We start from the raw sequence: 18,794 nt of genomic DNA, 5'->3' as shown, positions 1-18,794 counted from the left end.
TAAAATATCAAATAAGAATAGTAACCAATCTTAACCAAGATGAACAAGATACTAATAGTAGAGGATGATCACAATTTAGGAATTATGATCGAGGAAATGCTTGGGTTTAGCGGCTACAACGTTATGCTGTCAAGAAAACCCCTTAACACTAATGAAGATATCATTAAACATGACATAAAACTTGTGTTGCTGGACAAACTTATCTACGGGGTGGACGGCACGGACGTTTGTGCCAAAATCAGAAAAACAGCCGCTACCTCCAAAACCCCTGTACTAATGATGTCTGCACTTAGCAACGCACGAGAAAACTGCATGAAGGCAGGAGCTTCAGATTTTATCTCCAAACCCTTTGATATGGCCGATTTGATAGCAAAGATTGAACAGCTTTTACCTAAATAGGAGGTAATTCGATTATAAGGTTTTTAATAATAACATAGATGCATACTTGTTGGTATTGCACCACTACTAATTATTTCTCCAAAAAACTTCAAATAAAATTGCTATTCATTTAATTTTTTTACTTTTGCCCAAGACAAATTAAGAGGACAGATTTGACTGATTGCTACCTCATTAAAAAATGCTAAAGGCAGTGAAAACTACCCTTCGGCACTTTCGTCAAATCTTCTGTAATAATGACATAAGACTTTTAGACATAGGACATAAGACTATTATATATTTAATCCATATTAAGAAATAATTTTAGTCTTACGTCTTACGTCTTTTTATCCTGCGTCGTTTTCAATTTTTTAAAATTTAAAAAACATTTTATGGCCTATTTATTTACTTCGGAAAGTGTTTCTGAAGGACACCCAGATAAAGTTGCGGATCAAATTAGCGATGCGCTTTTAGATAATTTTTTAGCTTTTGATCCCGAAAGTAAAGTTGCTTGTGAAACACTTGTTACTACAGGACAAGTTGTTTTGGCGGGCGAGGTGAAAAGCAACACTTACCTCGATGTACAGCATATTGCCCGGGAAGTGATCAACAAAATTGGTTATACGAAAGGAGCTTATAAATTCAGCGGTGATTCCTGTGGTGTAATTTCCTTAATTCACGAACAATCCCAAGATATTAATCAAGGTGTGGATCGTGAAAATAAAGAAGAACAAGGCGCTGGCGACCAAGGAATGATGTTTGGTTACGCCACAAAGGAAACCGAAAACTATATGCCTTTGGCGTTGGATATTTCGCATAAAATTTTGATTGAATTGGCTGCGCTTCGACGTGAAGATTCTGAAATAAAATATTTGCGTCCCGATTCAAAAAGCCAAGTAACCATTGAATACAGCGATGATAATGTTCCGCAGAAAATAGTTGCGATTGTGGTTTCAACCCAACACGACGAATTTGATGCAGACGAGCCGATGCTGAAAAAAATCAAAAAAGATATTGTTGAAATTTTGATTCCGCGAGTGAAAAAACAATTGCCAGAATACGTTCAGGAATTATTTAACGATGATATTACTTATCATATAAATCCAACCGGGAAATTCGTAATTGGCGGACCCCACGGTGACACCGGACTTACAGGAAGAAAAATTATCGTTGACACTTACGGCGGAAAAGGCGCTCACGGTGGTGGAGCATTCAGCGGAAAAGACCCGAGTAAAGTAGATAGAAGTGCAGCGTATGCTGCGCGGCATATTGCTAAAAATCTTGTGGCTGCCGGCGTTGCGGATGAAGTTTTGATTCAGGTTAGCTATGCAATTGGTGTTGTAGAACCGACTTCCATTTTTGTAAATACTTACAATTCTTCAAACGTGAAAATTTCCGATGGAGAGATTGCCAAAAAAGTTTCAGAAATTTTCAATATGCGCCCAGCGGCTATTGAAAAAAGATTGAAATTGAGAAACCCTATCTATTCTGAAACCGCTGCTTATGGCCATATGGGTCGTGTTCCTGAAATGGTTTCAAAAGTTTTTGAAAGCCCTTACAACGGAAGAATAGAAAAAGAAGTTGAGCTTTTTACTTGGGAGAAGTTGGATTATGTTGATAAAGTGAAGGATGCATTTGGAATTTAAATTCCAAAATACAAGCACCAAATTCCAAATAAATCTCAAAATCCCAAATTCCAAATAAATCTCAAAATCCCAAATTCCAAAAATACAATTGGGATTTGGGATTTGTTATTTTGGAATTTTAAGAATATTTATATTCCCCCTTTCCTCTCAGGAACTCTTGGCGTTGGCCATGTTTGTGGCTCTCCCGTTTTTTCATTCATTGGCAAAATAACTTGCTCACGAGAGGTTTTGGCATCATCTTCCGAAGCCATATAAGCCAAAATCGCGGTTAGAATTACGTTGCTTTGCACATCGTCAAAAACAATTTTGTCATACGTATCGCGGTTGGTGTGCCAAGTGTAATTCCAATAATCCCAGCTCAACGAACTTAAACTAAAAGCCGGAGCGCCGGCAGCCACGAAAGAAGCATTGTCTGAACCTCCGCGCGCAGGTTCTCCCGGAAAAGTAGTTTCAATATGCTTACTTATGGTATCGGGTACAGCTTTTAACCAACGCGAAATATAATCATACGATTGTAAAAAACCTGCACCGTTAATTTTTGTTACCCTTCCAGTTCCATTGTCTTGATTAAAAACTGCTTGAATATTACTAACAATTTCGGGATGGTCCGCAACGAAAGAAGACGAACCGTTCAAACCTTGCTCTTCACTTCCCCAATGGCCAACCAAAATAGTTCGTTTTGGGTTGGGATATACTTTTTTCAGAATTCGCAGCGCTTCCATCATTACCAAAGTTCCCGTTCCATTGTCGGTTGCGCCTGTTCCGCCGTCCCAAGAATCAAAATGCGCTGATAGAATTACATATTCCTCGGGTTTTTCAGTTCCTTTTATTTCGGCAATTGTGTTGAAAGTTGGAACAACTCCCAAATCTCTCGATTCCGCAACTACGTGAATTTTCGGTTTGTCACCGTGTTCCACCATTCTGTAAAGCATAGTGTAGTCTTCCAATTCCATATCTACGGAAGGAATTTTTTTAGTTCTTGCACCGAAAATTTTGTTTACACCAAATCCTTTGGACCAATAAGAATCTACAATTCCAGCTGCGCCAGCTTCTTCCAAAGCGGGAATAATACTTCTTCGGTCATAGCCGCTTCGTTTTACGTTTTCATTCCAAGCTTTCGTAGTTTCTTCTCTTTCATTCTTCATCTTTTCTAAAGATTCAGGTGTGGCCCACTCTTTCCAGTTATCGTCTGGTCTTCCGGTGGATTGTTTCATAGCAATCATCACGAATTTTCCTTTCACATTTGGCAACCATTTTTTAAAAGAAATAGAATCTTTTATTTCGGGAAGAACCATAACTTCCGCAGTTACTCCTTTTGAAGAAGTGCTAGGATTCCAAGCCAGTTGCGTTCCGTCTAACGTTTGAATTCGGGGAGAAACCATATCAATATGTGTAATGCCTCGCTCCCAGCCTTTCCATTCGCCCCATTGTTGGTTTTCGGCGGAAATGCCCCAAGTTTTATATTTTTCAACGGCCCAATCGTGGGCTTGTTGCATTTGTGGCGTTCCGACTAATCGTGGGCCTATGTCGTCCAGCAGTTCGTGGCCTAGAACTTCGAGTTGTGAGTTGTTATAGGCTTCCTTTTGGATGTTTTCAATTACAGGGTTTTTTTCTTGTGAAAACACTGTGATTGTTGAGAATAAAAGAAATGATAATGTAAGGGAATATAGTTTTTTCATAGTAATAGAATAGATTAGTCTTCCGAGGATTTTTTTCAGAAATGAAATCTAAAACTACGATATATTTATGAAACTGACGGTTGAAATTTTTAACCACAAAGATCGCAGTCTCGATAGCTATCGGGATTCACGGAGTGCACAAAGTAGTAAGTGATTCGCTGTCTTCCCAGATCTTCGAGGGTGATGTGGTCTTTTGGAATTTGGAGTTTAAATTTTTAGTGCTTTAGATTATATTATGATTTCTAGCTTTTTGCACTGCTTCAATCTTACTGTGTACTTGCAGTTTTTTATAGATATTTTCAATGTGTTTACGAACTGTACTTGGCGAAAGAAAGAGATGCTCGGCAATTACGGTATAACTTAAACCTTTGCTCAATTGTTCCAAAACCTCAACTTCGCGGGTGGAAAGTGAAATCTCTTCTTGATCTCGCGGGTTTTGGATGTCTATTGGATTCCTGAGCAATTTCAATGTTTTCATCGCTATGGAAGGATTCATTGCTGCGCCGCCGTTTAATGTTTCTATGATTCCTTCGTATAAATCTTTTGGATTGATTTCTTTCAGCAAATAACCATCTGCTCCTGCTTTTATGGCGTTGAAGATATGTTCGTCGTTATCAAAAGCAGTGAGCATAATTATTTTGATATGTGGATATTTCTGCTTTACGATTTGAGTGGTTTCAATGCCGTTGAGAACGGGCATTTCTATGTCCATCAATATTAAATCGAGGTTGTGGTTTTCTTCGAGTTTTGTGAGCAATTCGCTGCCATTTAGTGAAGTATGTTTCACGGAAACGTCTTCAAAAAAGGAAAGTTTTTCCTTAACAGCGTGAATTAGGAAGCTGTTGTCGTCTACAATTGCGATTTTTAGCATTTCAATTTGGTTGATTAGTTAAAGATACTAAAAATACATTTTATGAATTGTTCACTAAATAGGGCAATTGACGTATAATTGTTTTTAGGGATTAGGTTGCTTTTGCTGGAAAATTTAGAATTACTCTAGTTCCCCTATTTATTTTTGAAATGAACTGGATGTTTCCATCAATCTCGCGAGCACGTTTTTTCATGTTGTTGAGACCGTTCCCCATTTCGATGGAATTTGGATCAAAACCTGCGCCATTGTCAGTAATTCTAATATGATATTGTATCTTTTCTTTCGAAATATTGACTTCAATTTCTTCTGCGGAAGCATATTTTAAGGCGTTATTAACTGCTTCTTGTATAATTCGGTAAATGTTCATTCCTTCTACAGAAGTAAATAGATGTGTCTGGTTAATATTTTCTTCAATATTAAAAGAAAAATCTGTTTTTTCTGAAGCATCTTTGGCGTGTTCAATAAAGTTTGCAATGCGCGCTTGAAGGTCTTCAAAAGTGATGTTTTCTTTGTTCATTGCCCAAATAGTGTCTCGCAACTCATAGATGGTTTGCGAGGTAAAAGCACTTATATTGCTTAATTTATTACCTAATTTTTCACTTATGTCCGTAAACCCAAACTTCAAATTATCGATACTGGAAATAATGAAAGTTAGCTGTGCTCCAATGTTATCGTGAAGATCGCGAGAGATTCGCAAGCGTTGTTCTTGTAGTTCATTTTGAGTCTCAATTTTCGCCAAAGCAGATTTTAGCTCGCCTTCTTTTTGAAGTTGACGGTTTTTTAATTTTTGCTGGCTGAATAGCAAATAACCTAACAATCCAAGAACTATAGCCAATCCCAAACTTCCAAAAATAAAGGTGTTTTTACGGCGGACTTCTAGGTCTTTTTCTGCTAATTGGGCGCGTTGTTGAAGAATTTGGTTTTCCTTTTTTTCGGTTTGGTATTTTGCCTCAAGTTCATTGGTAATTTTCAAAGCATTTTCTCCAACAATTTCTTCCTGTAATTCTGCATATTTTGCAGTATAATATCTCGCACTATCAGGTCTTTTTTCACTGGCAAAAACAATAACATATTGAAGATAAAGCGTGGAAAGCTTTTCTTTTATTTTCTCTTTCTTGTAAAAAGGTCTAATTTCATCTAATAATCTTCGAGCTTTTTCATATTCTCCCAATGTATTATGAATTCCAGCTAAAGTAAGTTTAGAGCTCGTTAAATCTGCATCCATACTGGAATTAGCGCGGTATTGAAGTGATTTCGATATAGCTTCTTTGGCTTGCTCAATTTTATTCTGCGCCATATAAACTTCCCCAAGATTATTGTATGAGGCACCGAGAGTTTCAACATTATTGATGGCTTCTGAGATTTGAATGCTTTCCTTCAAAGTTTTAACAGCTTCCAAAGTGTCTTTCATAACTAATTGAATGCTTGCCTTATTAACTAAGGCATTTCCCAAAAGTTTAGTCTGCTCTGTCTTTCTGAAAAACTTTATGTTCTTATTAAAATAACGAAGTGCTTCATTATAATTTTTTTGATTGAAATGCAAAGCTCCGATATTACTTTCTGCAGAATTTGCTAGAACTTCATTACCAGTATCTTCATAAAACTTCAACGCTTTTAAATAATAAATCATCGCACTGTCAAGCTGGGTCTTTTTATGATAAGCGGTGCCCATTTTATAATGAAGTGAGGCAATTCCAGAAGAATCCTTCTGTTTCTTTCTTATTACTAATGATTTATTGTAATAATTAAGAGCTGTTTTTATATCTCCTTTACTGTAATTAACTACTGCAAAATCGCTTAGCGCTTGTGCGATAAGCGTTGAATCTCCAATTTTTTTAGCACTGCGTATAGATTCGTTTCCATAAACATATGCCGAATCTGTATTAACCATGCTGTAATACCATGTTAAATCAGCAAGTATTTTCGATCTATCGTTTGCAGAAGCAGCTTTGGGAAGTTGAATTTTAAGACTATCAATAATTTGAACTGGGTTTTGAGAAACCATTTCAATACTTAGAAAGAGGCCAAAATAGGAAATTAATAAAATTCTAATCGCTGTCATATCCTTTTTAAATTACGATTTCATGCTGCGCTATCAAAGTTTCATTAAGATTGTATTGTTGAAAATCATAACGGTTTAGATTAGAGTTTCTATAACGTATTTGACTGTGATTTGTATAAATGGTAATTTCCAAGTTCGTAATGACTTGGTTATGGATGCGCTTCATTGCATTCCTTTGATTATAAAACCACGAAGCTATTCCTACAATTGAAAGTAGCAGCACAAGGGTTATAGCAATTTGGGCAAACATATTTTGAAGTTCTATTAAAAGCCTAAAATTAAGGTAATTATACTTTAATAGAAATAGGGCAATTGCCCTATATTAAAAAATCAATTTCACGATGGTTCCTTTTCCTTTTTCTGAAGAAATCTCCACGCTTCCACCCAAATCTTTTGCGCGTTTCTTAATGTTTGCTATTCCATTGCCGAAGCTTGTGTTTTCAAAATCAAAACCTTTTCCGTCGTCAACTATTAAAACTTCTAATTCTTCATTTTCGACTGCTTCGGATATTGAGATTTGCATCTTTATTAATGTAGCTTCGGAATATTTTAAAGCATTGTTTACCGACTCTTGAATGATTCTATAAATGTTCATTCCCTGCACAGAAGTAAAATTGGATCCGTTTAAAACGTTTTCATCTACATTAAATTGAAAATCAACATCGCTAGAAACTCTTGCTTTTTCAATAAAATTTGAAATACGGGCTTGAAGATCTTCTACCGAAATATCGGTTTTGTTCATTGCCCAAATCGTGTCCCGCAGTTCGTAAATAGTCTGAGAAGCAAACTCGCTTATCTTTCCCAGTTTATTAGTTACAGTATTGGCGGCACCTTCTAAACCAAACTTTAAATTATCGATAGAAGAAATAATAAAAGTGAGTTGTGAACCTATATTATCGTGCAAATCGCGAGAAATACGCAACCGCTGTTCCTGCAATTGGTTTTGGGTTTCAATCTTTGCAAGGGCGGTTTTAAGCTCGCCTTCTTTTTGAAGTTGGCGGTTTTTAAGTTTTTGCTGATTGTAAAAAAGATACCCTATTAATCCTAAGAGCAAAGCAAGCCCCAAACTTCCGAAGATTAGATTGTTTTTCTGTTCTACTTCAAGTTCTCTTTCCGCCAAGTTTGCGCGGGTTTCTGCAAGGGCAAGTTCTTTTTCGGAAATGTTGAATTTAGTTTCTAGAGCCGCTGTATTTTCTGCATTTTGTTGTGAAAAGATACTGTCTCTTAACGTAATTGCTTTTACAAAAAACTCATTGGCTATTTTCGGATTTTTGTTCAAAAAATTTGCCTGTGCCGAAGCATAATAATATTCAGAAATACTTACTTTTTGTTCTGGAAATTGTTTGATTAAAGTATCTCCTTTCTTCAAAATACTGAGTGCTTCGTTAATTTTATTATTTAGAATATAGGCTTCAGCCAAATTATTTATGGAAACAATAACCTTGTGATTACCAATATTTGTAGCCAATCTACCAGCTATAATTTCTTGTAAAAGAGGAATGGCAAGGTCAGTCCGATTGGTTTTTTGATAAAGGCTAGCTAACGAATGCGTATTGTCAAAATACAAATCTTGGTTTTCAACTTCTTTGGCTAGATTTCTACCTTCAACAAGCATTTTTTCTGCTTCTGCATAATCTCCTTTATCTTGTAAATTAATAGCTATGTTGTTTAGGGAAACTGCAATATCCTTTGTTTTTTTGTATTCCCGACGAATGGCAAGCGCCTTTTGATGATACTCCAAAGCTTTATCTGCCATATTCATTTCTTGATAAATAAGACCAATATTGTTAAGATATGTATCCTCCTTATCTGGCGTGCCATGTTTTCTGTTCAATGCAAGTGCCTGGAAGAAATAGTCCAACGCATTTTGATAGCTTCCTTGATTCCAATTGGACATTCCAAGACTATTAGTGCATCTTGCTTCCAAGTCGTGAAAGCCATATTCTTTGCTCATTGATAGCGCTTTCTTAAAATAACTTTGAGCAGAATCATATACTCCTTTTACATCATAATAAATTCCATAGGTATTTGTGAGCCGTGTTTTACTGTATGCCGTTTTTGGCGTGGTCTTTTCCTTTAAGCCTTTTAGAAGAAAACTTTTCGCTTTTGCGGGATCATTGAAAATGTAGTAAAAGCCCAAATCATTATAAATTGCGAGTTTGGTAGAATCATTTGCCGTTTTGGCAACTTGCATCAAACTATCCATTTTTTTTTGAGCGGATTGAGAAAATGCTGATGAAGCTACCAACATAAAAAGAAGAAAAACTTTTTTGTAATTTTTATACATTGAAAATTTTTATCGAAAATACACAAAAAAAGCAAACACGGTTTAGGGCCGTGTTTATAATTCGTAATCGTTTTAATGAATCTTTTACTTTTAAATATTTCATCATTTTTCAGCTGAATAGACGTATTCATATTTAATTGGAAAATTTTTACCAATACTCATAAGTAGATTTCCGTGGGAATCATATTGGTATTCGCGCTTTTGGTTAAAACTGAATACAACATCTCCCCATTTATTGAATTTCTGAACAAGAATGTCTTTCTCGTCCGTATCTTTATGAGTACGATTAGTTATTATGGTTAAGCCTTCCGCCGTTTCAGTATAAACATGATTATTAATAACAGTTGGCGTGGAACTAAAGAAAAAAACTTCGCTCACAACACGGCCTTGCTTGTCATATTCATATTTTACAACGGCCACACCTTCTTCTATTTTTGAAACAACAAGCCATTTTGATCATAATTGATAGTCTGGGTTCTACCACTATTGTAAATAATTGATGTAATAAAACCATTTTCATTTGTTTTATAGTGAACCATTGAATTAGGACTATCTCCCCATTTTTGCTGAATAAGATGACCGGAATTATCATAAACCCAGGCAGTTTTACCAAAAGGGTCATTCTTTGAAACTGCTTTTCCGTCCTTATTAAATATGATTACGGTTTTTTCGATTACATCAGTATAAGTAGTTACATTGCCATCTATCTTATGATGATTTAGAATATAAATATCTGGAAGCGGATTGATTGGTGCTATGCCCCAGTTTACGGTATATTGAGCTTGTGCGGAAAAAAATAAGACAGAAAGCACTAGCGTTAATGAAGTTTTCATAGTTTGAATTTTAATAGATAAACTTCCAAAGAAAATAGGCTCAAATCAATAAGACAACTGCCTTATAATCGTAAAACAAAGAGGTTTCAATTATTGAAAAGAAGAAAAACCAAAGTTACCAATCCCTCTAATACAGCAGTAATAATCAAAGCATAATTAACTTTTGTAAATGTATTATTTGGAACTGCTCTCTCTGCGAATTTACATAACAGAAAAGCCACTATAGCACTTGGCAAAGCCGTAAATAGGTTAATGTAATAAATCCAAAACCAAGCGGTTAAAAGTGCAATTAGCGCTAAAACCAAGGCAAATGAGTTATAAACAAGAGCTTTTGTAGCATTTTTCATAGAAAACCATTTTCAGTTATCACTCACTATATTCTTGAAGTTGTTTACTAACCTCAGCATATTGATCTGGAGATTTTGATATTTTTTTGGTTAATATTTCTAACATACGGCTGTCTTTCTTGATGGAAAAAAGCACCAAATCCAAAAAAAGTCTAAAGAATATTAAAAGCACCGCCGCTATCATTCCGCTATTGAAAATAATGAAAAAGAAAAACGCCAAAATAACCACAAATTGCTGAATGAAAATGCGCAAGTACGGTTTCATAAAAATACGATCTGGCGAATATTCTCTATACTTCTCGTTTTGCCAAAAGTTGGTGAAAAAATAAATTACGTTGTTTAAAATGATTGAAGCCAAAATAAGCTGCATCCCTTCATAGCCCAGAATAAATTTGTAATTGTAAAGTATATCAAACCCATCCTTTAAACCAGGAACACTTCCTTGAAATAATGAAAACGCAAAAATGGACTGAATGGCAACAAACATTCCATAATGCACTGTAAAAAATAGCATTAACGGAATTCCTGAAAGTTGGTTGTTTGGATCGGTGGATTTTTGTCCGTATTTACTCACCAACCATAATTTTACTAAATGGATGATCCCAATAATAATAGTCTCTAAAAAATAGGCAAAAACTATAGTAAGCGGTGCAGCCAAATTAAAAGCTAAAAGTAGCAATAAAAACAAGGCATTTGCCCACAAAATGGAAGTAGATTTAGTAGGCATTAAGATTGCTTTCCACATAATTTTAGATGTTTATCCGTTAAAAAAAACTGTTTATCCACAAACAGAATTTGAGATATTCGTAATCAACAAAAAATAAAAACCCCATAGTTGAACATGGGGTTTGAGAACTTTGGGCGCTCCTCACTTCACCCTCGGTTTGAAAAATAATCTGGTTACTATTTTTTTATTTTTTAAGATCATAAGCAAAAATGGAATTGTTGTCCGCTTTGTAATAAAGGATTCCACCAATTTCATCTACAATATATTCTGGCTTCTTATCTTTTAAGATTATTTCTTTATCTTTTTTTCCTGTGTCTTTATTCACTTTTACCAAACCGACACCATCGTCAAGTTTTGTAAGAATAAATTGATCGTTTTCTGTAGCGGCAGTGGCTTTAAAACGCTTTAACATTTCTGTAATTGAAGCTCCAGCGGCTACCGCCATTCCTCCAGCAAGTTCGGCGTCACGGTCTGCTTGGCTGTTATAGCCTTGCAATCTATTGTTTGCAGAAGAGCTTGCTGCCGCAGTTGCAGCTGCCATAGAAGCAACGGCGGTAACTCCAGCCAATATTGCGCCCATAGCACTTTTACCAGGAGCGCGATAATATTCCTGCCATTGTTGTTCGCCGTTCCAATCTAGCAAATGCATGTTTTGATCGCTTGTGAGAAGAATTCCACCATCGCGAACTTCCACGTGCGAAGGCGCTTCCTTTCCATCAAATTTTGATTCTGCCAAGGTGCTTACCTCTCCAGAATTGGCATCCACAGCATATAGGGTTTCGTCTGCACTTAAAAGATAACGATTGTTCTTTTTATCAAAAGTTGAACTTACTGCTCCGGCTCTTTTATACTTTAACGGCTTTCCCCAAATGGCATCGCCTGTTTTAAGATTTACAATATTGGCATCTTCAGAAGTTATATATATCAAACCTTGTGGAGTATGGGCCATTGTCAAAATGTTTTCACCCGTTTTTAAAGGTTTTTTGAAAAGCGTCTGCCCATCAAACGAAATTTTATTGATTCCTCCTTGATAAATTCCGAAGAGAATTCCGTCTTCCATTATATAAAAATGCTGAACATAACCCTTTGTTTTTGGAGCTTTTTCCCACAGATCCTCTCCATTTGTAGCACTTAAAAATGCAATATTAGATTCGTTGCTCCGCGCAAAAACACTATCGCTACCACCATCGCTTTGATTACTTACTACGGCAATCCCATTAGTGAGAATCTCAAAATTTACAATTTCTCCTTTCACTTTATGGTCGTCCTCCCAAAGTTCTGAACCGTTGATTGCCAGTTTATGTATTCTTGTGTTTTTCCCATTGTTAACAATCTCAAAAGCATAAATTTCCTTTTCAGATGCATTGGCAACAAGCATATTCATGTTTTTCATTTTATTTTGCCAAAGCAATTCACCAGTTTCGGCTTTCATATTAAAAACACCTTGTGATGTTGGCAAAACCAAACTATTTTTCATCAAAAGAGGTCGTCCGGTAACCATATAACTTTTAGCAATACCAACTCTGCCAGGCTCGCCAATATCAAAACGGTAGTCTTCTTTACCAGTATTAAGATCATAAACCGCAACTTGAGGCGCATAGTTTTCTTTTGAAGTTCGATTGCCACTTACAACCAATTTGTTTTGCGGCATCATCACATCGCAAGTAATTACATCTTTCCATCCGTTACCCTCAGTGCTAAATAAAGTTTTGCCTGAAATGTAATCTACAACTGTCTTTTTTGAACTTAAATTGGCAAATCCACCCTGAAAAATAATAACATAAGGCGTATTTGGCACAAAGGTTAATTCTTCTGGTTTTACCCTTCCGTATTCGGTAAAATTAAACAACAGTTGGTTGCTACCTGGTTTTATCCCCACAAGACCATCGTTGGTAGCAACAACCATTGTTCCCCCTTGGGTTAATGTCATTTCATTTATTTTGGCTCCGGTATCATACCGAAAATCTGGTTCTTCAGCTTTTTGAGCAATTAACTGATTTGCCAATAGAAACATAAAGCAGCTTAAAACGTAAAATTTTATTGAAGTTTTCATTATCGTGGTATTTATTATTTGATTATTCAAAGATGCATCGGAATAAAAGAGGTTTCAATAGGGCAATTGCCTTATAATGAGTTTTTGGTATTTAAAAAACCTTATACCTCCCAACTATAAAGTTTTTATCCAAAAAAAACCGGAGAGAAAACTTGCGTTTCAACCCCGGTCCACGTAAAAACCTCAACATAGAGATTTTCTTAAGTTCTTTTATTAATTAACTACAACTTCAATATTATATTCACCTTCAGTTACAGAAACAGATTGTGACGTGTTATTTAAATTGTATGCAGTAAAACTAAATGTTCCCTTAACTACATTACCCTCATAACTCGATACTTTTAATTGTCCATTAGAAGGTTGACCGTTAGCCGTAGAATAAATTACTACCGTATTAGGATCTGGATTACTAGGATCTGGCAAAAAACTGTATGTGCCAATATTTGTAAAATTAAGATCGTACGTTCCTACTCCATCAAATGTTGTAACAATCATCTGTAAATTTTCTGATTTCGATGTACCTGCAGAAATTGCTAAGACTTTTGTTGGTCCTGAGCTTGTTAATTGACCAGCAACAGTTCCCTCTAAGGAAGTAAATGTAGTTTCATCAACTTTTGCAGAAAAAGTTCCTGTTCCTCCAGACGGATCTTCACCCCCATCGTCATCACTACTACATGAAGTTAAACTTATGGCAAGTACTGCCATTAATACTAAAATTGTTTTGTTGAATGTTTTCATAATTTAGGTTTTTAATGATCCGCTACAGCAGATACATGATTATTGTTGAAGCAAAATTGGCGCAAAAGCCAAGGTTTCACAATAGGGCAATTGCCGTATTCTGATTGTAGGCGTGCGATTTATCGCGCGCATCAGGAATTAATAAAAAATTAAAACGAAATGTGTGGATATTCTTGCTGAAGCGCAGTAATTTTCTGTTGAACATTTTCTAAAAACTGAATGTGTTCAGCGCTTTTAGGGTTGAAAGGTCTATGAAGCAACCCATTTTGAATGGAACTAATTTTCTTTTGAACCAAATCGGTTTCCGAAGAAATCCAAACCGTTGAAAATTTCTGCCAAATAATTTCAATCGCCGTTTTGTTGGGATGAAGCAGATCTTCCGCATAAAAACGATAGTCGCGCAATTCGTCCATCATAATTTCGAAGGAAGGAAAATAAAATGATTGGAGATTGCTGATTTTTGATTGCGCCGTACTGAGCCTGTCGAAGTATTGATTTAAGAAGTTGTGAATCGCCGAAATTAAATGCGCTTTGCTCAGTGAGTTTTCCACAAATCCATCCTTAATATGCCGAACTGGCGAAACGGTTGTCATAATTGTAACATTGGGATTAACTTCTGAAATATTTTCAATTGAAGATTGAATGCTTTGTGAAATAGTTTCTACTGAAAGCAATTCCTTTTTAAAATTTTGCTGTGGAAGTTTATGGCAGTTTGCTACTATTTCGTCACTTTCAATATGTCTATAAACCCACGAAGTTCCATAGGTGAAAATTATATGCGTTGAAGAAACTAATGCTTCCCGCAAACTTTGAAGTGCAAGATTCAGATTCTTTAAAAATTCATCTTTATCCAATGAAGAAAGTTCAGAATGTGCTTCAAAACATTTCCAAATTCCGTTGTGTTGAAAAATGGATTCTTCAGAAAATAACTCGTTGTTTATAGCGTGTTCAATAAGCTTTTCAATAGAAACAGGATTGAAAATTACCCCAAACGGATTCTGTAAATTCTGAAATTTGAAATAATCAAACTTCCCCCCGATATTCTCAGAAAAACAACTTCCCAACAAAAGGATTTTTGAGGAATAGTCTATTTGGGGTTCTTCGGGATTTAGTTTTATTTCGGTTTGGAGTTTCATGTTTTTGAGCTTGAGTAAACTCTGTGTTTTCTCTGCGGTGCTCTGTGCTACTCTGTGAAATAGCTTTTACACAGAGTTTCGCAGAGAAAACACAGAGTTGCACAAAGATTATTAATTATGCTTTCCAGTTTTTTTATCAAAGCCATACGGGCAATGTCTGCATCCACTTTCACAACAATAGCCGCGTTTTAAGTGGTATTGCTCTGTAAAGCATTTATAACCTTCAGGAGTTAGGTAATAATCGCCCTCTTCAAGTTCTATTTTTTTCTTTGGAAAAAGCATCTCGCAAAAGTACGGATTTCAATGGGGAAAGTTTTAAAATTGAAGCAAATCCAATGTTTCGGGATTTAAGGTTTAAATTTGCAAAATCAATTCAAAAGAAATGACAACACACAAAGCCGGATTCGTAAATATTATTGGAAACCCAAACGTAGGTAAAAGCACGCTTATGAATGCTTTTGTGGGCGAGCGACTTTCCATAATCACTTCCAAAGCACAAACCACGCGCCACCGTATTTTGGGGATTGTGAATGGTGATGATTTTCAAGTGCTTTTAAGCGATACACCGGGAATTATAAAACCTGCCTATCAGCTTCAGGAAAGTATGATGGATTTTGTGAAATCTGCTTTTGAAGACGCCGATATTCTACTGTATTTGGTGGAATTAGGTGAAAAAGAACTTAAGGACGAGGCCTTTTTCAACAAAATAACCAATTCCAAAATTCCAGTACTGCTACTTATAAATAAAATTGATATTGGTAATGAAGAGCTGCTTTCCGAAGCACTTAAACTTTGGCAAGAAAAAGTTCCAAATGCTGAAATTTTTGCAATTTCTGCCCTTCAAAATTTTGGTGTTCCCGAAGTTTTCAACAGAATAATTGAACTACTGCCAGAATCGCCGGCATTCTATCCAAAAGACCAATTAACAGACAAACCCGAGCGATTTTTCGTAAATGAAGCCATTCGTGAAAAAATATTGATTCACTATAAAAAAGAAATTCCCTATTCCGTAGAAATTGACACCGAAGAGTTTTTTGAAGATGAAACCATCATCCGCATTCGCAGCGTTATTATGGTGGAACGCGAAACGCAAAAAGGAATTATTATTGGCCACAAAGGTTCGGCTTTAAAAAGAGTTGGAACAGAAGCTCGGAAAGATTTGCAAAAGTTCTTCGGAAAACAAATCCACTTAGAACTTTATGTGAAAGTTGCTAAAAACTGGAGAAGTGATGAACGACAGTTGCGCAGATTTGGATATAACAATAAATGAAAATGATTTATTTTATAGCACTTATTCTGCTTATTGCCTTCGCAGTTTACGCTTATCTTCAAAATAAAAAACGCACGGCAGAACCTTTCCCTCCCGCTTGGAAAAGTCTTTTAATTAAACATGTGCATTATTACTGGGAGCTTTCTGAAACTGACAAAGAAAAATTCCGAAAGCGAATGATGGCGTTTTTGAGTGAAGTTTATATTGATGCTGTAGATACAGAATTGGTGGATTTAGACAAAATACTAATTGCTGCCAGTGCGGTAATTCCTGTTTTTGGCTTTTCAGAATGGCACTACAACAATCTTAGCGGCATCATTTTGTATCCAGATAATTTTAACGACGACTTGGAATTCGACCAAAGTGGTGAAAGCAGGATAATTAATGGCCTAGTGGGTTCTGGAAGGTTTGAAAACCAAATGATTCTTTCTAGAAAAGCATTGTATTCCGGGTTTGAAAACGACATGGATAAAGGAAATACTGGCGTTCACGAATTTGTTCATCTAATAGATAAAATGGACGGAGTAGCAGATGGCGTTCCTGAAAGATTACTACAAAGACAATATATAACACCTTGGTTGAAGCTCATTCACGAAGAAATGGAGACCATAAACAGCAATAAGTCAGACATTCGGAAATACGGCGGGACTAATCAAACCGAGTTTTTAGCAGTTGCCTCAGAATATTTCTTTGAACGTCCAGACCTTTTCAAGAAAAAACATCCAGATCTATACCAAATGCTTTCTAAATGTTTTCAACAGAATATGGACGAAGCAAAAGCTGGAAAAACTGAAAATTAGTTTTATACCGATAATCCTAATTTATAATTTCCAACATAAAATCATAAAGCTCCCGCATTCCAGGCTTTCCTTTTTTCTTCCCAATTCTTCCAGCGATATAAAGTAGTACCCAAAGAATAACCAAGATAATGGCAATTCCTATTTGAAGTCCGATGGAGTTATCTAAATTATATCTGGTGTACATCCAAGTTAAATCCACCATAAAAAGTATGCCAACGGCTACGTGAAAAAACATAAACATAGTCCAAACGGTTGGGTTTGGACCAAAAAAACCATGTACTGAACATTTGTGTTCAGTGATTTCAGATAGTTCCAAATGCAACTGTGGCGACCAAAAATGTTGCTCTTTGTTTGGAAGTTTTATAAATATATGATCGTCTACGCAAGAAACATTAAATTTATTTTGAGTCTTCTTTACTTCGGCAAACCGCTTAACTATTTGTGAACAAGAGTGTTCAAGTTCCATTTGGAAACGTGGACGTAATACTATTTCATTCGGAAGCATTCTTTACTTATTTATTTTTAAAGCCGTTAAAATAGTATTATTTCTGCTAACTAAAAGCTATTTTTGCACCCTAAAATTAAGATTATGAGCATAGTTGCCGTAGTAGGAAGACCAAACGTAGGGAAATCTACTTTTTTCAATAGATTGATTCAACGTAGAGAAGCCATTGTTGACGCAGTGAGCGGCGTTACGCGTGACCGTCATTACGGAAAAAGTGACTGGAACGGAAAGGAATTTTCCTTGATAGACACAGGTGGTTATGTAAAAGGAAGCGACGATATTTTTGAAGCCGAAATAGACAAACAAGTAGAACTTGCCATTGACGAAGCAGATGCTATCATTTTTATGGTAGACGTGGAAAGTGGCGTTACCGGAATGGATCAAGAGGTTGCAAAACTGCTTCGTCGTTCTAAAAAACCTATATTTTTAGCAATCAATAAAGTTGATGGCGCCTCAAGAATGAACGCCGCTTTGGAGTTTTATTCATTAGGGTTTGAGTATCAATATAATCTTTCAAGTATCAACGGTAGTGGTACGGGAGAATTGCTTGACGATTTAGTAAAAGCCCTGCCAGATACTGAAGAACCAGACGATAGCGAACTTCCAAGATTTGCAGTTGTGGGTCGTCCTAATGCTGGAAAATCTTCCTTCATCAATGCTCTTATTGGTAAGGATAGATATATTGTTACAGATATTGCAGGAACCACTCGCGACAGTATTGACACGAAATACGACCGTTTTGGTTTCGAATTCAACTTGGTAGATACTGCCGGAATTCGTAAAAAAAGTAAGGTAAAGGAAGATTTGGAATTCTATTCCGTAATGCGAAGCGTTCGCGCCATTGAACATTGTGATGTAATAATTCTAGTTTTTGACGCCACTCGTGGTTTTGACGGACAAGTTGAAAACATTTTCTGGCTTGCACAGCGTAACAATAAAGGTATTGTGATTCTCGCTAATAAGTGGGATTTAGTGGAAGACAAAGAAACCAGCAGCGTGAAGGATTATGAAAAATACATCCGTCAGCAATGCGAACCTTTTGTGGATGTGCCAATTGTTTTTGTATCAGTTCTTACAAAGCAACGAATCTATAAAGCCATTGAAACTGCTGTTGAAGTTTACCAAAACCGAAGCAAAAAAGTAAAAACAAGCGAATTGAATGATGTTATGCTTCCTATTATTCAAAACTATCCACCCCCAGCTTATAAAGCGAAATACGTGAAGATTAAGTTCTGTACACAGCTACCAACACCTTATCCAAGTTTTGCGTTTTTCTGTAATCTTCCGCAGTACGTGAAAGATCCTTACAAGCGTTTTATTGAGAATAAATTACGAGAAAACTTCGATTTTTCAGGAGTTCCAATTACAGTTTATTTTAGGAAAAAATAAATGCTATCAAGGCATTTTAAGGAAGGTTTATCGTAAATTCTTTACCAATTTCAAAACTAATCTACGTCTTGAATCT

Annotated in this window: 19 protein-coding genes; 5 read left to right on the top strand and 14 right to left on the bottom strand. The window is 36.0% G+C overall.

Translation table 11 applies throughout. The features are described from left to right. Positions 1 to 39: 39 nt before the first annotated feature. The gene (locus AEQSU_RS09065) at positions 40 to 399 is read left to right on the top strand and encodes a response regulator (RefSeq protein WP_014782563.1); all 360 of its coding nucleotides are present in this window, start codon (positions 40 to 42) and stop codon (positions 397 to 399) included. 368 nt (positions 400 to 767) lie between these two features. Then, positions 768 to 2,021 carry a methionine adenosyltransferase gene (gene metK, locus AEQSU_RS09060; RefSeq protein WP_014782562.1) on the top strand — a complete coding sequence of 418 codons (1,254 nt, stop codon included), beginning with the start codon at positions 768 to 770 and terminating at the stop codon, positions 2,019 to 2,021. A 128-nt stretch (positions 2,022 to 2,149) separates the two neighbouring features. Here the strand turns inward: metK and AEQSU_RS09055 are convergent, their stop codons facing one another. From AEQSU_RS09055 to AEQSU_RS16785, 13 genes are all read right to left on the bottom strand, one after another. Beyond that, positions 2,150 to 3,700: a M20/M25/M40 family metallo-hydrolase gene (locus AEQSU_RS09055; protein ID WP_014782561.1), complete on the bottom strand. Its 1,551-nt coding sequence runs from the start codon at positions 3,698 to 3,700 to the stop codon at positions 2,150 to 2,152. 223 nt (positions 3,701 to 3,923) lie between these two features. Beyond that, complete coding sequence (locus AEQSU_RS09050) at positions 3,924 to 4,571, bottom strand: response regulator (RefSeq protein ID WP_014782560.1); 648 nt, start codon at positions 4,569 to 4,571, stop codon at positions 3,924 to 3,926. 91 nt (positions 4,572 to 4,662) lie between these two features. Next, on the bottom strand, positions 4,663 to 6,633 hold the full coding sequence (locus AEQSU_RS09045; protein WP_014782559.1) for a tetratricopeptide repeat-containing sensor histidine kinase: 1,971 nt from the start codon (positions 6,631 to 6,633) through the stop codon (positions 4,663 to 4,665). A gap of 7 nt (positions 6,634 to 6,640) precedes the next feature. Then, positions 6,641 to 6,883, bottom strand: a complete 243-nt coding sequence (locus tag AEQSU_RS09040) for a hypothetical protein (protein WP_014782558.1) — start codon at positions 6,881 to 6,883, stop codon at positions 6,641 to 6,643. 72 nt (positions 6,884 to 6,955) lie between these two features. After that, complete coding sequence (locus AEQSU_RS09035; protein WP_014782557.1) at positions 6,956 to 8,920, bottom strand: tetratricopeptide repeat-containing sensor histidine kinase; 1,965 nt, start codon at positions 8,918 to 8,920, stop codon at positions 6,956 to 6,958. Between the two features lie 102 nt (positions 8,921 to 9,022). Then, positions 9,023 to 9,340: a hypothetical protein gene (locus tag AEQSU_RS09030; protein ID WP_042491852.1), complete on the bottom strand. Its 318-nt coding sequence runs from the start codon at positions 9,338 to 9,340 to the stop codon at positions 9,023 to 9,025. Between the two features lie 8 nt (positions 9,341 to 9,348). After that, a complete protein-coding gene (locus AEQSU_RS09025; protein WP_042491850.1) occupies positions 9,349 to 9,753 on the bottom strand; it encodes a hypothetical protein in 405 nt (134 codons plus the stop codon). An 86-nt stretch (positions 9,754 to 9,839) separates the two neighbouring features. Further along, on the bottom strand, positions 9,840 to 10,100 hold the full coding sequence (locus tag AEQSU_RS09020; RefSeq protein WP_014782556.1) for a hypothetical protein: 261 nt from the start codon (positions 10,098 to 10,100) through the stop codon (positions 9,840 to 9,842). Between the two features lie 19 nt (positions 10,101 to 10,119). Beyond that, positions 10,120 to 10,845: a DUF6498-containing protein gene (locus AEQSU_RS09015; RefSeq protein WP_014782555.1), complete on the bottom strand. Its 726-nt coding sequence runs from the start codon at positions 10,843 to 10,845 to the stop codon at positions 10,120 to 10,122. 166 nt (positions 10,846 to 11,011) lie between these two features. Beyond that, a complete protein-coding gene (locus tag AEQSU_RS09010) occupies positions 11,012 to 12,880 on the bottom strand; it encodes an outer membrane protein assembly factor BamB family protein (protein ID WP_014782554.1) in 1,869 nt (622 codons plus the stop codon). Between the two features lie 213 nt (positions 12,881 to 13,093). Beyond that, on the bottom strand, positions 13,094 to 13,618 hold the full coding sequence (locus tag AEQSU_RS09005) for a DUF6252 domain-containing protein (protein WP_014782553.1): 525 nt from the start codon (positions 13,616 to 13,618) through the stop codon (positions 13,094 to 13,096). A gap of 149 nt (positions 13,619 to 13,767) precedes the next feature. After that, the gene (locus AEQSU_RS09000) at positions 13,768 to 14,754 is read right to left on the bottom strand and encodes a GSCFA domain-containing protein (protein ID WP_014782552.1); all 987 of its coding nucleotides are present in this window, start codon (positions 14,752 to 14,754) and stop codon (positions 13,768 to 13,770) included. Positions 14,755 to 14,865: 111 nt separating this feature from the next. Next, positions 14,866 to 15,036 (bottom strand): C1orf53 family protein, encoded by a 171-nt coding sequence (locus AEQSU_RS16785; RefSeq protein ID WP_014782551.1) that lies wholly within the window; start codon positions 15,034 to 15,036, stop codon positions 14,866 to 14,868. Between the two features lie 100 nt (positions 15,037 to 15,136). Here AEQSU_RS16785 and era point away from each other — a divergent pair, with 100 nt between their 5' ends. After that, positions 15,137 to 16,024 (top strand): GTPase Era, encoded by an 888-nt coding sequence (gene era, locus AEQSU_RS08995; protein WP_014782550.1) that lies wholly within the window; start codon positions 15,137 to 15,139, stop codon positions 16,022 to 16,024. Positions 16,025 to 16,026: 2 nt separating this feature from the next. After that, on the top strand, positions 16,027 to 16,824 hold the full coding sequence (locus AEQSU_RS08990; protein WP_014782549.1) for a M90 family metallopeptidase: 798 nt from the start codon (positions 16,027 to 16,029) through the stop codon (positions 16,822 to 16,824). A gap of 16 nt (positions 16,825 to 16,840) precedes the next feature. Here AEQSU_RS08990 and AEQSU_RS08985 read toward each other — a convergent pair whose 3' ends face one another. After that, a complete protein-coding gene (locus tag AEQSU_RS08985; protein ID WP_014782548.1) occupies positions 16,841 to 17,329 on the bottom strand; it encodes a hypothetical protein in 489 nt (162 codons plus the stop codon). Between the two features lie 81 nt (positions 17,330 to 17,410). On the opposite strand from AEQSU_RS08985, the gene der reads away from it, so the two are divergent. Continuing rightward, positions 17,411 to 18,718: a ribosome biogenesis GTPase Der gene (der, locus tag AEQSU_RS08980; protein WP_042492417.1), complete on the top strand. Its 1,308-nt coding sequence runs from the start codon at positions 17,411 to 17,413 to the stop codon at positions 18,716 to 18,718. Positions 18,719 to 18,794: the final 76 nt, after the last annotated feature.

This window comes from Aequorivita sublithincola DSM 14238, assembly GCF_000265385.1.
In the GTDB taxonomy this organism is placed as follows: Bacteria; Bacteroidota; Bacteroidia; order Flavobacteriales; family Flavobacteriaceae; genus Aequorivita; species Aequorivita sublithincola.
The sequence above is the reverse complement of the archived record's forward strand: the minus strand, read 5'-3'. Positions and strand labels throughout refer to the sequence as shown.

Coding starts and splice junctions, on each gene's coding strand:
- AEQSU_RS08990 (WP_014782549.1), top strand. CDS start 16,027: ATGATTTATTTTATAGCACTTATTCTGCTTATTGCCTTCGCAGTTTAC.
- AEQSU_RS09020 (WP_014782556.1), bottom strand. CDS start 10,100: ATGAAAAATGCTACAAAAGCTCTTGTTTATAACTCATTTGCCTTGGTT.
- AEQSU_RS09000 (WP_014782552.1), bottom strand. CDS start 14,754: ATGAAACTCCAAACCGAAATAAAACTAAATCCCGAAGAACCCCAAATA.
- AEQSU_RS09065 (WP_014782563.1), top strand. CDS start 40: ATGAACAAGATACTAATAGTAGAGGATGATCACAATTTAGGAATTATG.
- AEQSU_RS09040 (WP_014782558.1), bottom strand. CDS start 6,883: ATGTTTGCCCAAATTGCTATAACCCTTGTGCTGCTACTTTCAATTGTA.
- AEQSU_RS09035 (WP_014782557.1), bottom strand. CDS start 8,920: ATGTATAAAAATTACAAAAAAGTTTTTCTTCTTTTTATGTTGGTAGCT.
- metK (WP_014782562.1), top strand. CDS start 768: ATGGCCTATTTATTTACTTCGGAAAGTGTTTCTGAAGGACACCCAGAT.
- AEQSU_RS09010 (WP_014782554.1), bottom strand. CDS start 12,880: ATGAAAACTTCAATAAAATTTTACGTTTTAAGCTGCTTTATGTTTCTA.
- AEQSU_RS09025 (WP_042491850.1), bottom strand. CDS start 9,753: ATGAAAACTTCATTAACGCTAGTGCTTTCTGTCTTATTTTTTTCCGCA.
- AEQSU_RS09045 (WP_014782559.1), bottom strand. CDS start 6,633: ATGACAGCGATTAGAATTTTATTAATTTCCTATTTTGGCCTCTTTCTA.
- AEQSU_RS16785 (WP_014782551.1), bottom strand. CDS start 15,036: ATGCTTTTTCCAAAGAAAAAAATAGAACTTGAAGAGGGCGATTATTAC.
- era (WP_014782550.1), top strand. CDS start 15,137: ATGACAACACACAAAGCCGGATTCGTAAATATTATTGGAAACCCAAAC.
- AEQSU_RS09015 (WP_014782555.1), bottom strand. CDS start 10,845: ATGTGGAAAGCAATCTTAATGCCTACTAAATCTACTTCCATTTTGTGG.
- AEQSU_RS08985 (WP_014782548.1), bottom strand. CDS start 17,329: ATGCTTCCGAATGAAATAGTATTACGTCCACGTTTCCAAATGGAACTT.
- AEQSU_RS09005 (WP_014782553.1), bottom strand. CDS start 13,618: ATGAAAACATTCAACAAAACAATTTTAGTATTAATGGCAGTACTTGCC.
- AEQSU_RS09055 (WP_014782561.1), bottom strand. CDS start 3,700: ATGAAAAAACTATATTCCCTTACATTATCATTTCTTTTATTCTCAACA.
- AEQSU_RS09050 (WP_014782560.1), bottom strand. CDS start 4,571: ATGCTAAAAATCGCAATTGTAGACGACAACAGCTTCCTAATTCACGCT.